Origin of the sequence: Sphingobacterium sp. E70, assembly GCF_019285695.1 — a bacterium.
Classification (GTDB): domain Bacteria; phylum Bacteroidota; class Bacteroidia; order Sphingobacteriales; family Sphingobacteriaceae; genus Sphingobacterium; species Sphingobacterium detergens.
On record NZ_CP079104.1, the window covers coordinates 5,330,395 to 5,344,598 of the forward strand.

The 14,204-nt window shown below is 40.3% G+C and carries 14 protein-coding genes and 5 pseudogenes; all 19 read left to right on the top strand.

Annotation, left to right across the window (positions count from 1 at the left end; genetic code table 11):
* Positions 1-35 precede the first annotated feature (35 nt).
* The 19 genes and pseudogenes from KUH03_RS38120 (at position 36) to KUH03_RS38215 (ending at position 14,199) form a co-directional block, all read left to right on the top strand.
* Complete coding sequence (locus KUH03_RS38120; protein WP_120258089.1) at positions 36-377, top strand: DUF3467 domain-containing protein; 342 nt, start codon at positions 36-38, stop codon at positions 375-377.
* 151 nt (positions 378-528) lie between these two features.
* Positions 529-2,033: pseudogene (locus tag KUH03_RS38125) on the top strand (GNAT family N-acetyltransferase).
* 244 nt (positions 2,034-2,277) lie between these two features.
* Positions 2,278-3,641 (top strand): annotated as a pseudogene (locus KUH03_RS38135) (M13 family metallopeptidase).
* Positions 3,614-4,132 (top strand): M13-type metalloendopeptidase, encoded by a 519-nt coding sequence (locus tag KUH03_RS38140; protein WP_257097728.1) that lies wholly within the window; start codon positions 3,614-3,616, stop codon positions 4,130-4,132. The pseudogene KUH03_RS38135 and the gene KUH03_RS38140 overlap by 28 nt, the downstream one beginning before the upstream one ends.
* A gap of 156 nt (positions 4,133-4,288) precedes the next feature.
* Entirely contained in the window at positions 4,289-4,600 is a 312-nt protein-coding gene (rplU, locus tag KUH03_RS38145; RefSeq protein ID WP_028068281.1) for a 50S ribosomal protein L21, read from the top strand.
* Positions 4,601-4,643: 43 nt separating this feature from the next.
* Positions 4,644-4,907, top strand: coding sequence for a 50S ribosomal protein L27 (gene rpmA / locus KUH03_RS38150; RefSeq protein WP_046672918.1), 264 nt, complete (start codon positions 4,644-4,646; stop codon positions 4,905-4,907).
* 289 nt (positions 4,908-5,196) lie between these two features.
* Entirely contained in the window at positions 5,197-5,541 is a 345-nt protein-coding gene (locus KUH03_RS38155; RefSeq protein ID WP_257089888.1) for a hypothetical protein, read from the top strand.
* Positions 5,542-5,576: 35 nt separating this feature from the next.
* Positions 5,577-5,939: a hypothetical protein gene (locus tag KUH03_RS38160; protein ID WP_257089889.1), complete on the top strand. Its 363-nt coding sequence runs from the start codon at positions 5,577-5,579 to the stop codon at positions 5,937-5,939.
* 5 nt (positions 5,940-5,944) lie between these two features.
* A complete protein-coding gene (locus KUH03_RS38165; RefSeq protein WP_257089890.1) occupies positions 5,945-6,400 on the top strand; it encodes a hypothetical protein in 456 nt (151 codons plus the stop codon).
* A 481-nt stretch (positions 6,401-6,881) separates the two neighbouring features.
* The gene (locus tag KUH03_RS38170) at positions 6,882-7,085 is read left to right on the top strand and encodes a hypothetical protein (protein WP_257089891.1); all 204 of its coding nucleotides are present in this window, start codon (positions 6,882-6,884) and stop codon (positions 7,083-7,085) included.
* Positions 7,067-7,747, top strand: coding sequence for a formylglycine-generating enzyme family protein (locus KUH03_RS38175; RefSeq protein WP_257089892.1), 681 nt, complete (start codon positions 7,067-7,069; stop codon positions 7,745-7,747). The genes KUH03_RS38170 and KUH03_RS38175 overlap by 19 nt, the downstream gene beginning before the upstream one ends.
* 102 nt (positions 7,748-7,849) lie before the next feature.
* Positions 7,850-8,347, top strand: coding sequence for a twin-arginine translocation signal domain-containing protein (locus tag KUH03_RS38180; protein WP_257089893.1), 498 nt, complete (start codon positions 7,850-7,852; stop codon positions 8,345-8,347).
* Positions 8,266-9,162: a Gfo/Idh/MocA family protein gene (locus tag KUH03_RS38185; RefSeq protein WP_257089894.1), complete on the top strand. Its 897-nt coding sequence runs from the start codon at positions 8,266-8,268 to the stop codon at positions 9,160-9,162. The genes KUH03_RS38180 and KUH03_RS38185 overlap by 82 nt, the downstream gene beginning before the upstream one ends.
* A gap of 111 nt (positions 9,163-9,273) precedes the next feature.
* Positions 9,274-9,618 carry an FAD:protein FMN transferase gene (locus tag KUH03_RS38190; RefSeq protein WP_257097730.1) on the top strand — a complete coding sequence of 115 codons (345 nt, stop codon included), beginning with the start codon at positions 9,274-9,276 and terminating at the stop codon, positions 9,616-9,618.
* 73 nt (positions 9,619-9,691) lie between these two features.
* Positions 9,692-10,101, top strand: a pseudogene (locus KUH03_RS38195) (FAD:protein FMN transferase).
* A gap of 107 nt (positions 10,102-10,208) precedes the next feature.
* Entirely contained in the window at positions 10,209-10,757 is a 549-nt protein-coding gene (locus KUH03_RS38200; protein ID WP_257089895.1) for a hypothetical protein, read from the top strand.
* Positions 10,649-11,131: a TIM barrel protein gene (locus KUH03_RS38205; RefSeq protein WP_257089896.1), complete on the top strand. Its 483-nt coding sequence runs from the start codon at positions 10,649-10,651 to the stop codon at positions 11,129-11,131. The genes KUH03_RS38200 and KUH03_RS38205 overlap by 109 nt, the downstream gene beginning before the upstream one ends.
* A 216-nt stretch (positions 11,132-11,347) precedes the next feature.
* Positions 11,348-12,429, top strand: a pseudogene (locus KUH03_RS38210) (MFS transporter).
* 79 nt (positions 12,430-12,508) lie between these two features.
* Positions 12,509-14,199, top strand: a pseudogene (locus KUH03_RS38215) (GMC oxidoreductase).
* The last annotated feature ends 5 nt before the right edge of the window (positions 14,200-14,204 follow it).

A 14,204-nucleotide genomic window follows, 5' to 3' on the forward strand; every position in this document is an offset into this window, starting at 1 on the left:
ATTTAGGATTATATTAACTTACATTTAGAATTATTATGGAAAATAACCAAAATCAAAACGAATTGAGCATCGAGTTGACAGAAGAAGTAGCAGAAGGAATCTACTCAAATCTTGCGATTATCACTCACTCTAATACAGAATTTGTGGTTGACTTTATCCGTGTGATGCCAGGAGTGCCAAAAGCAAAAGTGAAATCAAGAATCGTTTTGACTCCAGAGCACGCAAAACGCTTGTTAGGTGCATTGGTTGATAACGTGAATCGTTTCGAAGCATTGAACGGTCCGATTAAAATGGATATGGGTGTTGCTGAACAACCACAACAAGGTGGTGATCCAACAGTAGCATTTCCTTTCGGAACTCCTCAAGGTCAAGCATAGTCAATAGCATAATCTATCGATAATTAAGGCGCCAATAAAACAATTGGCGCCTTTTTTTGTCTCCATTTGTGGGTATTATACTACCCTGATGTTTGGGCTTGGGCCCGACTTTTGCTATTTTTAGGAAAACTTATTTCAAAAGGAGATTTATATGGATATTCAAGTGCGCAACTTGACAAAGAAAGATTATGTTGGTTTGAAGAAATCAATGGAGCAAGCTTATGATGGCGTGGGGAGACCTGGTCAAGGGAAAATATTCAGGATTTGATTGAAATATTTCCTGAAGGACAATTGTGTGTGGAGATAGATGGCCAAGTCGTTGCCTGTGCCTTATCTATTATCCTCAATTCTAAAAAGAATAATATCTATGACAGTTATTATGATATTATTGATGATGGTAAATTTACCAAACATAGTGATGACGGTGATACTTTGTATGGTATTGAAGTATTTGTACATCCAGAACATCGTGCATTGCGCTTAGGACGTCGTCTATATGATGCGCGGAAAGAACTGTGTGAACAGATGAACTTAAAATGTATTGTCGCTGGTGGCCGGATTCCCAACTACCATAATTACGCGGACAAAATGAGTCCAAGGGTTTATATTGAGAAGGTAAAACGCAAGGAGATCTATGATCCGACACTGACATTTCAACTTTCCAATGATTTTCATGTCAAAAAGATCCTGAAACATTATTTGCCGGAGGATGCTGAGTCGATGGAATTTGCGACCTTACTGGAATGGAATAATATTTATTATGAATCGGAGACCCGTTCGATTTCGACAACAAAACAAACCATTCGTCTAGGACTGGTGCAGTGGCAGATGCGCTTATTTGATAATATTGAAGCTTTCTATGACCAGATCGAATTCTTTGTGGATACCGTTAGTGATTATGGAACAGATTTCATCATGTTTCCGGAGTTTTTAACACACCGCTAATGAGCCCCTATAATGACCTTCCCGAACGATTGGCGATGGAAAGATTGGCACAGCATACTTCCGATATTATTGATCGTATCCAGCAGTTTGCAGTTTCCTATAATGTGAATATTATTGCCGGATCTATGCCACTGATGGAAAATAAGAAGCTTTATAATGTTTCTTACCTCTGTCATCGAAATGGTAAGCTGGATGAATTTAAGAAAATTCATATTACACCAAATGAATTTAAATATTATGGCATGGTGGGCGGAAGTGAGGTAAAGGTATTTGATACAGACTGTGGTAAAGTTGGCCTGTTGATCTGCTATGACGTAGAGTTTCCGGAGCTGAGCCGCATTCTGGCCGATCAGGGAATGCAGATCCTATTTGTACCTTTTATGACCGATACACAGAATGGCTATATTCGGGTCAGAACCTGTGCACAAGCTCGTGCCATTGAAAACGAATGTTATGTGGCCATTGCGGGGTCTGTGGGTAACCTGCCACGCGTCAATAATATGGATATTCAATATTCGCAATCCGCGGTCTTTACGCCATCAGATTTTGCATTTCCAAATAATGCAATCAAAGCCGAAGCAACCCCAATGCAGAAATGGTGCTGATCGCGGATGTGGATCTTTATGCATTACGTGATCTACATGAATATGGTACTGTAAAAGTCAAAAAGATCGACGCAAAGACCTATATGAAGTAAAACTTTTGAAATAATTACGCTGTATTTTTGATGCGCTTCAAAATATGCTTAGCTTTAATTATATTCTTTAATCTAATAAAGTATGATACAAAAAGTCAAATGGGGACGCTCTCAATCGTCTTAATGATGCTGTCATGTCAGTCCAATAAGAGCAAGGAGGGTGCACAAGAAGTCAGAACCAATTTTTTTGATGTTTCTGGCATGGACACAACAGTCAATCCTGGTGACAACTTCTTCCAATATGCGAATGGTGCATGGATGAAAAATACCCAGATACCGGCTTCCGAAACGGGCTGGGGCTCATTTTATATTCTAGCAGATGAAAATTTGCAGAAATTAAAAACAGTATTGGAAAATGCCGCTCAGTCGAACAGTGCGAAAGGGTCAGATCAGCAGAAAGCCGGTGATTTCTACGCGAGCGGTATGGATACCGTCACCATTGATAAACTTGGCGCCAAGCCGATAGAAGGAACGATTCAGAAAATCAATGCATTGAAAACTGTCGATGAACTGATCGCCTATGCGGCTGATGGATTTAAAGATGGCGATGGTGACCTTTTTAGCTTTTATGTGGCGGCCGATGATCGGATCAGCAATAAAAATGCACTTCAGTTTTTTCAAGGTGGTTTGAATCTGCCAGAGGCCAGCTACTATTTGGATCAGGATGATAAAGCCAAAAGATCAGGGAAGCTTATGTGGCTTATTTAGTTAAATTGTTTGGATTAATCGGTGAGGGGGCCAATGCGCAGAAATCTGCTGAAGAGGTACTAAAACTGGAAACGCAAATCGCGAAATCACATTTAACGCCTGTTGAATTGCGGGATCCGATCAAAAACTACAATAAATTTGCCGTTCAGGATTTCCAGAAGCAAACCCCAAATTTGAACTGGAAAGATATTCTTGGGCGATTGGAGGTGAAGACTGATACGATTTTGGTACAGCAACCTAAGTTCTACCTCGCCTTAAACAATTTATTAAAATCACAGCCTGTAGATGTTTGGAAAACAAAACTAAAAGCTGATTTGGCAAACGCTTCTGCAACTGCGCTGAGTAAGGAGTTTCGCGATGCAAAATTTGAACTATTCGGCAAGACGCTCAATGGACAAAAGCAACAAAAAGAACGCTGGAAGTTGATGGTAAGCTCAGCGGATGAAAACCTGGGTGAGATTGTCGGTAAACTTTATGTCGATGACTATTTCAAGCCTGAAGCAAAACAGCGCATGATGGAATTGGTCGATAATTTGCAAAAAGTCTACAAGACCAGAATTGAGAAATTAGACTGGATGACACCGGAAACCAAGAAAAAGGCAATCGAGAAATTGGAAGCTTTTGTCAAGAAAATCGGTTATCCGGAAAAATGGAAAGATTATAGCGATGTAGAAGTTGCAAAAGATACATATTATGCGAATCTGCAGTCTTCGGCTAAGCATGCTTATAAGGAGATGGTCGGCAAGATAAGTAAGCCTGTCGATAAGAAGGAGTGGCTCATGACAACACCGACCGTAAACGCTTATTATAATCCACCGTATAATGAGATCGTATTCCTGCGGGAATCCTACAATTCCCTTTCTTTGATGCCAATGCGGATGATGCGATCAACTATGGTGCTATTGGAGCTGTGATCGGTCATGAGATGACACATGGTTTTGATGACCAAGGTAGGCAGTATGATAAAGCGGGCAACTTAAATGATTGGTGGACAGCCGTAGATGCCAAACAGTTTACCGAGCGTGCAAATCAGGTAACGAAATTGTATGGAAGCTTCACCTTATTGGATAATCAACATGTCAATGGAGAATTAACGCTTGGTGAGAATCTGGCTGATATCGGTGGATTGAACATTGCTTATGATGCATTTAAACTGACCAAACAAGGGCAGGGGAATGAGAAGATTGACGGTTTCACAGGTGATCAGCGATTCTTTTTAAGTTTTGCACAGGTATGGCGGGTGAAAAGCAGCGATGAGCGCATGCGTTTACGTTTGAAAGTTGATCCACATAGCCCGGAGCAGTTCCGTGTAAATGGCCCTGTCTATAACATGGAAGCATTTTATAAGGCATTTAATGTGCAACCTACGGCTAAAATGTATGTTGCGCCGGAAAAAGAATTTTAGTCTGGTAGGAGGTTAATGCTTGCTAGTCTGTTATTTCCGATGGAGATACATACGGATTGACGAAAAATGAAGGGAAAAAGATAGATTTATCTTTGAATTGTGATAAAAACTAATTACTTTTGCCCTTCATTTAATAACACATTTAATTAATTAACAATGTACGCAATAGTAAATATAGCAGGACAGCAATTTAAGGTTGCAAAAGACCAGTTCCTTTTTGTACACCGTTTACAAGGAGATGAAGGCGCTAGTATTGAATTTGACAATGTATTGTTAGCAGAAGACGGTGGTAAATTTACCATTGGTACACCTAGCGTTGCTGGTGCAAAAGTTTCGGCTAAAATTTTGTCTCATTTAAAAGGCGATAAAGTTATCGTTTTCAAGAAAAAACGTCGTAAAGGCTACAAAAAGAAAAACGGTCACCGTCAACAATTTTCTAAAATCCAGATTACTGGTATTACGTTATAATTGAATTTTTAATCAGACATTAGTCTTAAATTAAGATAAAGAAATGGCACACAAAAAAGGTGCGGGTAGTTCTAAGAACGGCCGTGAGTCACATAGCAAGCGTTTAGGTATCAAAATCTTCGGTGGTCAACAAGCAATCGCTGGTAACATCATCGTACGCCAACGCGGTACACAACACAATCCTGACACAAATGTTGGTATTGGTAAAGACCACACATTGTTCGCTCTAGTAGACGGTAAAGTAGTTTTCCGTAAAAAAGCTAACAATAAATCTTATGTATCTGTAGTTCCTACAGAACAAGCATAAGGTTTGCAACAATATTTGAAGAAGGCATCAAGCAATTGATGCCTTTTTTTGTGTGTATTACTTTTTGTTGTCAAATTTTATTTTTAACAGATTCAATGTCCGACTGAAATCAGGGAATGTTCCATCTGATTGGATCAGAGTTGTTTGCTGGTTCGAAAGCTCGTAGATGCTCTCATAAGAGAAAAAACCGGACCTTTATTTATGAAGTAATCTGTTATTTTCTGTTAAATGTAACTGGTTTGGTACAATTTTTATAAGGGATATGTGTTTTTAAGATAAATACCGATTTATGAAATACAACAAGTTTGGATATGGTTTGTGTGCTGGGTTGTTTGCCTGTTCATTATATTCCTGTAGTTCGATCTATATGCCCAATGTGCCTTCGGCACCTATGTTTACAGAAGCTGGTGAGGTTTATGTTTCCGGAAATATCAATACAAAGGCAAATGTATCTGCAAATTTAGGGGTTGCAGTAACAGATCACGTTGCTGTGATTGCTAATGGATCCTATGTGGACAATAGATCCAATACTAAGGACTACGCACAGAAAATGGGGGAAGCGGGGATAGGTTACTATACACGGTTTGGTAAAAAAATAATCGGGTATTTGAAGTATATGGTGGGTATGGACTAGGGACCACAAGTGTAATTGATAAAAGGTCGTCAACAATGGGGCAGGCAATTGTGGAAACGCAAGACATGGACTTTGACAAAGTTTTCGTGCAGGTGAACTTTTCATCGGAAAAAAAAGATGCCCTGAAATTGTTTGGTAATAGACATGATATCGACTACGGTACGATCATTAGGCTGAGCAATATGCGTATGAAGAATTTTGCGATTGATGGTCTTCCTGTCGAGAAAGAAGATAATATGCTTATTGAGCCTGTGTTTTATACCAGAATGGGGCTTGGAAAAGGGTGGAAGTTGCAATACACAAATGGCATGGTTTTCGGTTTTAAAAGCAATACGTATTTAAAAGCTGGTTACCCATTGTTTACACTGGGAGTTTTGTATAAATTTGGAGGAAAATAGCAGCTATGAGCAAGAAAATTTTATTTGGATGTTTGGTGTTTTTGGGTTTATTCATTTCCGGATGCGGAGTAAATAGACAAAAAGCACAGATCGAGAACTTGGCGAAATGTAAGTTTGACGTGGAATCAGTAGACAGTATTCGATTGGCGGGAACATCGCTGCAGCGTTTGATCAAAAATAATCAGATCGACCTCGGAGCGGCACCGAGTCTGGCTTTGGCCTACTTACGAAAGGATATTCCTTTGGATGCCGTAATTCGTCTTAAAATAGATAATCCAACACTAAAGAAAGCATCAATCAATAAGTTTCAATATATCATTCTATATGGTGGTCAGCAGCTTGTCGAAGGAATTGTCAATCAATCCTTGCAAATTGAACCCGGCGAGTCTACCGTAGCTAATGTACGTATTGCAACCAATATTTATGACCTTTTGGTGAATTCGGACCTACAAAATTTTTAATGTCCAGCGATGAGAATAAAAAGGGAATATTTACGTTAAAAATTAAACCTTCGATCAATATTGCTGGCCAATCGGTATTCTACCCTGGATATATTACCATAGACAAGACGGTGAGCCGAAAAATCCTGCTATAAAGGATACGGATCAGTAAAGAGATAAAAGGTTTTCCATTCGTATGGAAAACCTTTTTTTCTGAATTGTCTGTTTTCTATTGGTCAGAAAGAACCTTCAGTTGACTTTCATGGCTGTTGGTGCTTATAGGAGCATGAAAGTTTTAGTGAAGGGACTATTTTTAACAAACCTAAGCCTCCTGTGGAGTGGCCAAGTCTGCTTGCTAAACCGTTATTACGAATGGTTACTTTTGTTAAGAATTAAACTGTAATAAAAAGTTATAATGTCAAAGTGTAAACTATACACCTTATTTTATATTTTAGTCTTTAAATAGAAACCTAAATATGTTAAAAGATTCTTAATTCCTGTTTTGCTGTTTGCTGGGGTACATGCTATCGCTCAAAAGAAGTTCGATCCTTATGAGCAAACCATTGAAGGGACCAATCTTTCGTTTAAAATGGTGGCAATTCCGGGCGGAAGCTTCAAAATGGGGTCTGTTACTGGAGGAAGGATGATGAAAAGCCAGTACATGAGGTTAAACTCGATCCGTTCTGGATGGGGCAGTATGAAGTGACCTGGGACTTGTTTGAGCCCTTTCTGTACAAAGATTATGAAATCGCAAAAAGCAAGGACGGGAAGGTTGCGCCGGAAATAGACGCTGTAACCAGACCTACGAAGCCCTACCTTGATATGACCTTTGGTTTTGGTAAAGAAGGGCATCCAGCACTTGCCATGACGCACTATAATGCGATCCAATTTTGTAAATGGTTATATGTACGTACAGGTGTGTTCTATCGTCTGCCAACTGAGGCGGAATGGGAGTATGCTGCACGCGCCGGTGCTAAGACTGCTTACTTTTTTGGCGATAAAGAAGCTCAACTGGGTGAGTATGCCTGGTATAAAGATAATTCGGAGCAAAAAACACATGCTGTAGGAGAGAAGAAACCTAATCCATGGGGCCTTTATGATATTTATGGTAATGTGGGTGAATGGACCTATGATCAATACAAAGCCGATAGCTATAATGAAGGTAAGGATAAGGTGTTAACGAATCCTGTTGTCGTTCCAACAACCTTATATCCGCATGTTGTCCGTGGGGAGCTTTCGATAACGTTGCAGCTGATCTCCGTTCAGCTGCCCGGAACGCCTCAGACCCGGTTTGGAAACAATTGGACCCTCAGGTTCCAAAAAGTAATTGGTGGTTTCCGGAGGCACCATTTGTCGGTATGCGTTTAGTACGACCATTGAATCCACCTAGCCATGAGGAAATAATGGCTTATTATGATAAAAAACCAATTAAAGATTTTTAAAAAATAAAATAATCAATATAAAACTGTTATGGAAAATCTAGAAAGAAGAGATTTTATTAAAACTTCTGCCGTGGTTGCTGGCGGTGCCATGTTAAGCTCGCTGCCTTTATCCGGAGCCTATGCTGCTGGTTCTGATGTTATCAAAGTCGCTTTAGTAGGCTGTGGGGGTAGAGGTACCGGTGCTACATTTGACGCCTTAAGCTCAGGAGCAAATATTAAAGTTGTTGCATTGGCTGATGCATTTAAAGATAATTTAGATAGTACATATAAAACGCTTAAAGAGAAATGGCAAGATAAAATCGATGTCAGCGATAATCATAAATTTGTAGGGTTTGACGCTTATAAAGAGGCGATCAAATTAGCAGATGTTGTTATTTTAGCAACGCCTCCAGGGTTTAGACCAACACATTTTGAAGAGGCAATTCGTCAGGAAAACATGTTTTTATGGAGAAACCTGTCGCTGTTGATATTCCAGGTGTACAACAAGTTATACGTGCCGCTGCTGAAGCTAAGCGCAAAAAATTAAATGTTGTCGTCGGTTTGCAACGTCGTTATCAGACCAACTATCGTGAAGCGATCAAGCGTATTCACGATGGTGCAATCGGTGATATTACTTCTGGACAGGTGTATTGGAATTCAGGTGGTGTATGGGTACGTCCACGTAAACCGGAGCAAACAGAAATGGAATATCAGATGCGCAACTGGTATTATTTCAACTGGCTGTGTGGTGACCATATCGTAGAACAGCACGTACACAATATCGATATTGCTAACTGGGTGAAAGGTTCTTATCCGGTATCCATCCAGGGGACAGGAAGTAGAGCACACCGTACTGGTAAAGAATACGGCGAAATCTATGATAATTTTGCACTTGAACTGACTTATGCGGACAACAGTGTGGTGTATAGCCAATGTCGACATTTTGAAGGGATACAAAACCGTGTTGATGAGCAGTTTCAGGCAACAAAAGGCCGCGTATATCTTTCGGCTGGTGGACAGGCTGTATTGTATGATTGGAAAGGTAAAGAGATCTATCGCCATGACGCGAAAGGTAATCCAAATCCATATCAACAAGAGCACAAGGAACTTTTTGAAGCGATCACGAAAGGCGAGTACAAGTTTGACAACGCAGAGTATGGCGCTTATAGTACTTTAACGGGGATCATTGGGCGTATTGCTTGTTATACAGGCAAGGTTATCAAATGGGATGAGGCATTGAAATCAACAATCAAATTGGGACCAGATGTACTGGCTTGGGATGCTAAACCAAAGTTGCTTCCTGATACAGAGGGTTTTTATGCCGTGGCAAACCCTGGTCAAAATACAAGCCTTTATATTTAATAGCAGTGCAGTGATGGGGCTAAATAGGGAAATCTGCTGTATATTCTTTTTATTATTGGAGCGCTTGGTTTACAGGCACAGACTGGTTCAAAAGAGTTAAGCAAGATTCGCCTGGAAGGCCCTGCACAAGGCACGCAATTTCACGTTACTTATTTCGCCTCGGATAGTCTTGTTAGGCGCTCGGAGATTGATAGCATCTTAAAAGTTATCGATCTATCCATGTCGATCTATCGCAAGGATTCAAAAATATCCTTGTTTAATCAAGACAGCGTTATGCAGATTGAAATGGATAAGCATATGGCTCATGTCATTGCGGCTTCATTCCGATACAACAAACTATCTAAAGGCCAATTCGATATTACTATTGCCCCATTGGTCAACCTTTGGGGCTTTGGTATTAAAAAAGCGCGGTTGCTCCGGATTCGGCAACAGTTTATGCCGCCAAGCAATTTGTAGGTATGCATTATCTTAAAGTCAAGCGCAAGCAGCTAATCAAAAAAAAGCAGGGGTTAAGATTGATGTCAATGGTATCGCACAAGGGTATACTGTCGATGTACTGGCTGATTATCTCGGACATAAAGGAATTTCCAATTATATGGTGGAAGTAGGTGGTGAAATTAGAACTTCTGGAACTCCGCCGGGACAAAGGGCTTTTCCATCGGGATTGTCCAACCCGACGAAAGTAAGCAGGAGGATATCATGACAGCGGTTGTCCAACTCAAAACCGGTGCACTAACCACAGCAGGTAGTTTTGAGAAATTTATTAAATATAAGGATAAAAAAATGGGGCATCATATCAATCCGGTGACAGGTTTTCCTTATACAACTAGTGTATTAAGTGTTACAGTATATACCAGAACCGCCATGGATGCTGATGCTTTGGACAACTACTTTATGGGAATGGAACCGACAGAGATTATCGCGAAGGCCAAAAAATGAAAGACGTGGAAGTTTTTGTCATTTATAAAAATAAAAACCAAGCCATTCAGACGATTTATTCAGAAGGATTTGGTAAATTATTTAAAAATTAATCAACTATAAACAAAATGAAAAGATCTGATTTTATCAAAGGTGGCCTTTTGGCCGCTGGAGCCGGATTATCTGGGCATACATTTGCCTCAACAAACCAAAATGCAACCAATATGATGGATAAAGGAAAGACATTCAATCTAAATTATGCACCACATCAGGGGATGTTCAAGAATCATGCAGGGGACAACTTCCTGGACGAAATCCGTTATATGCATGATTTGGGTTTCCGGGGAATTGAAGATAACGGTTACCTCGGCCGCACATTGGATGAGCAAAAGAAAGTAGGGGACCTACTGGCCAAGTTGGGAATGACGATGGGCGTATTTGTCGTTGATGGTGGTCAAAACTGGATGCCTTCCTTAGCAACAGGCAAAAAGGAGTTCTTAGATAAATTTGTGAAACCTGTCATAAGTCGGTGGAAGCGGCCAAACGCTGTAACGCAAAATGGCTTACGGTGGTTCCCGGATTCTATGAGCGGAGATTACCTTGGGGAAATCAATTCAGCAATATCCTTGAGGCGATGCGTAGAGGAGCAGAGATCTTCGAACCACATGGTCTGGTGATGGTACTGGAGACTTTAAGTGATACACCGGAATTATTTTTACAGCAAACGCATGAAACCTATGCCATGTGTAAGGCTGTCAACAGTCCTTCGTGTAAGATATTGTACGATATCTACCATATGCAACGTACAGAAGGAGATTTGATTGCTAACATGAACCGTTGTTGGGATGAAATTGCGTATATTCAAATTGGTGATAATCCGGGCCGTAAAGAACCAACTACAGGAGAGATCAATTATAAAAACGTATTCAAACATATTCATAGTAAAGGATATAAGGGTATAATGGGTATGGAGCATGGTAATTCTAAGCCTGGTAAAGAGGGTGAAGATAGATTGGTAACAGCCTACCGTGAGGTCGATAGCTTTTTGTAATATTTTAATAGTGTACTATTGACAATTAGATTTAATTTCTTAAATTGAGCAGGTAAAACCAATTAGTAGTATTGTAAAACACCATTTATTTATGATTTCATCAACAATAAAATTTAAACTATCCTTCATGATGTTCCTTGAATTTTTTTATTTGGGGGATGGTTTGTCACATTAGGCACTTTTTTGAGCAAAAATCTGCACGCAACGGATTTCGAAATGGCTAATGTATTTTCGACGCAGTCATTGGGTGCGATCATCGCTCCCTTTATCGTAGGAATGATTGCCGATCGTTATTTTAATGCCGAGCGTATTTTGGGTGTTTTGCACTTGGTCGGTGCCGTATTAATGTATCAGATGTACGGTGCGGCCGATATGTCTACTTTTTATCCCTATGTATTGGCCTATATGGTTTTATATATGCCTACATTAGCTTTAGCAAGCTCGGTTTCATTTCGCCAATTAACAAATCCAGAAAAGCAGTTTTCGGCTATACGTATCTGGGGAACAATTGGTTGGATTGTGGCAGGTCTAGCAATTAGCTATATCTTCAAATGGGATGCGGCAGCTTCTGATGGCGCGCTGAAGAATACATTCTTGATGTCGGGTGTAGCTTCTTTGGTATTAGGGGTATTTTCCTTTGCTTTACCAAAAACACCTCCAGTTAAACTGGATGAAGGTGAGAAACCATCATTTGCATCAATCATTGGCTTAGATGCCATCAAATTGTTGAAAGACAAAAACTTTTTGATCTTTTTGTATCCTCCGTTCTAATCTGTATTCCTTTAGCATTCTATTATTCAAACGCGAATCTATTCCTTACAGAAATTGGTTTGGAAAACCCAACTGGTAAGATGACGATCGGTCAGGCTTCAGAGGTCTTGTTCTTATTGGCTCTTCCGGTTTTCTTTACAAAATTCGGATTCAAGAAAACGATCCTAGTAGGAATGTTGGCATGGGTGATCCGTTATCTATTGTTTGCTTATGGCAATGCCGGTGAACTTTCGTTCATGTTGCTTATCGGTATCGCATTACACGGAATCTGTTATGACTTTTTCTTTGTTTCAGGACAGATTTATACAGATAGCAAAGCTGGTATTAAATACAAATCTGCAGCACAAGGATTGATTACACTGGCAACATACGGTGTTGGTCAGTTGATCGGCTTCTGGGTAGCAAGTTATGTAGGTGATAAATACAAAGATTTGAAAGCAACAGATTTAGCTGCATTTTGGAATCATACTTGGGTCGTTCCGCAATTATTGCCGCAGTGGTGTTTTTATCTTTTTAGCGCTCTTTAAAGATGAGAAGGTAGATAATGCCAACGCTGCACACTAAACAGAAAAAATAACTATTTAAAAACAAATAATTAGAAGAGAGATGGCAACAAATACTTATGACGCGATTGTAATCGGTTCTGGGATAAGTGGTGGATGGGCTGCGAAAGAATTGACAGAAAAAGGACTGAAAACAATTATGCTAGAGCGTGGTCGTAACATCGAACACATTAAGGATTATACTGCGCCAAACAAAATGCCATGGGAATGGCCTCATGCTGGTGGTCGTACCCAGCAGATGATTGAGGATTATCCAGTATTGCGCAGAGATTATCCATTGAACGAAAAGAACCTTGACTTTTGGGTGAATGAGAAGGACAGTCCTTATACAGAAGTGAAGCGTTTTGATTGGTACCGTGGGTATCATGTAGGTGGTAGATCATTAATGTGGGGTAGACAATCTTATCGCCTTGGTGACCTTGATTTCGAAGCTAACTTGAAAGATGGGCATGGGGTAGATTGGCCAATCCGTTATAAAGATATTGCACCTTGGTATAGCTACGCGGAAAAATTTGCTGGTATCTCTGGAAATAGAGACGGGGTTGCTTCGCTTCCTGACGGGGATTATATGCCACCGATGCCAATGAATATTGTCGAGAAGGATTTGGCTGAACGATTGAAAAAACAATATGGTGGCAAGCGTCATTTCATTATGGGACGGACTGCGAATATCACCGTGCCACATGAGGGCCGTGTCAACTGTCAATACCAAAATCAATGTTGGTTGGGTTGTAACTTTGGTGCTTATTTCAGTACGCAATCAGCAACTTTACCAGCAGCAAAGAAAACGAACAACCTAACACTACGTCCGTTTTCTATTGTTACAAAGATTATCTACGATAAAAATACGAAAAAGGCGAAGGGTGTTGAAATTGTTGATGCTGAAACAAACAAAACCTATGAGTTCTTTGCGAAGGTCATTTTTGTGTGCGCATCAGCACTAAATTCGACTTGGGTATTGATGAACTCTGCTACCGACGTATGGGAGGGTGGTCTTGGAAGCAGCAGCGGTGAGCTTGGTCACAACCTAATGGATCACCACTTCCGTTGTGGTGCCGGTGGTAAGGTCGAGGGCTACCTGGACAGTTATGTATTTGGTCGTCGTCCAACAGGTTTATATGTGCCACGTTTGTAAACGTTGATGGCGATACAAAGAAACGTGATTATGTCCGTGGATTTGGCTATCAAGGTGCTGCAGGCAGAGGCCGTTGGTCTGGTGCTGTCGCAGAGATGGAAGTTGGTGGCGCATGGAAAGATGCGATCTGTGAACCAGGTGACTGGAACGTGGGCTTCACGGCTTTCGGAGAAACCTTACCGTACCATGAAAATAAAATTACGCTTGATAAAAGCAAAAAGGATAAATGGGGCTTACCTGTATTATCATTTGATGCCGAAATCAAAGATAATGAATTGAAGATGCGTGCTGACATGCAAAATGAAATGAAGGAAATGCTGGAAAGTATTGGCGTAAAAGATACCTATACATATGACAATGTATATGGACTTGGCCAAGGTATCCACGAGATGGGAACAGCGCGTATGGGTCTCGATCCTAAAACATCGGTATTGAACGGTAATAACCAGGTTTGGGATGCATTGAATGTATTTGTTACAGACGGTGCATGTATGACTTCTGCTGGTTGTGTCAACCCTTCACTTACTTATATGGCACTTACTGCACGTGCGGTCGATTATGCGGTTAGTGAATTGAAAAAGGTAATATCTAATAGCTAAAGATT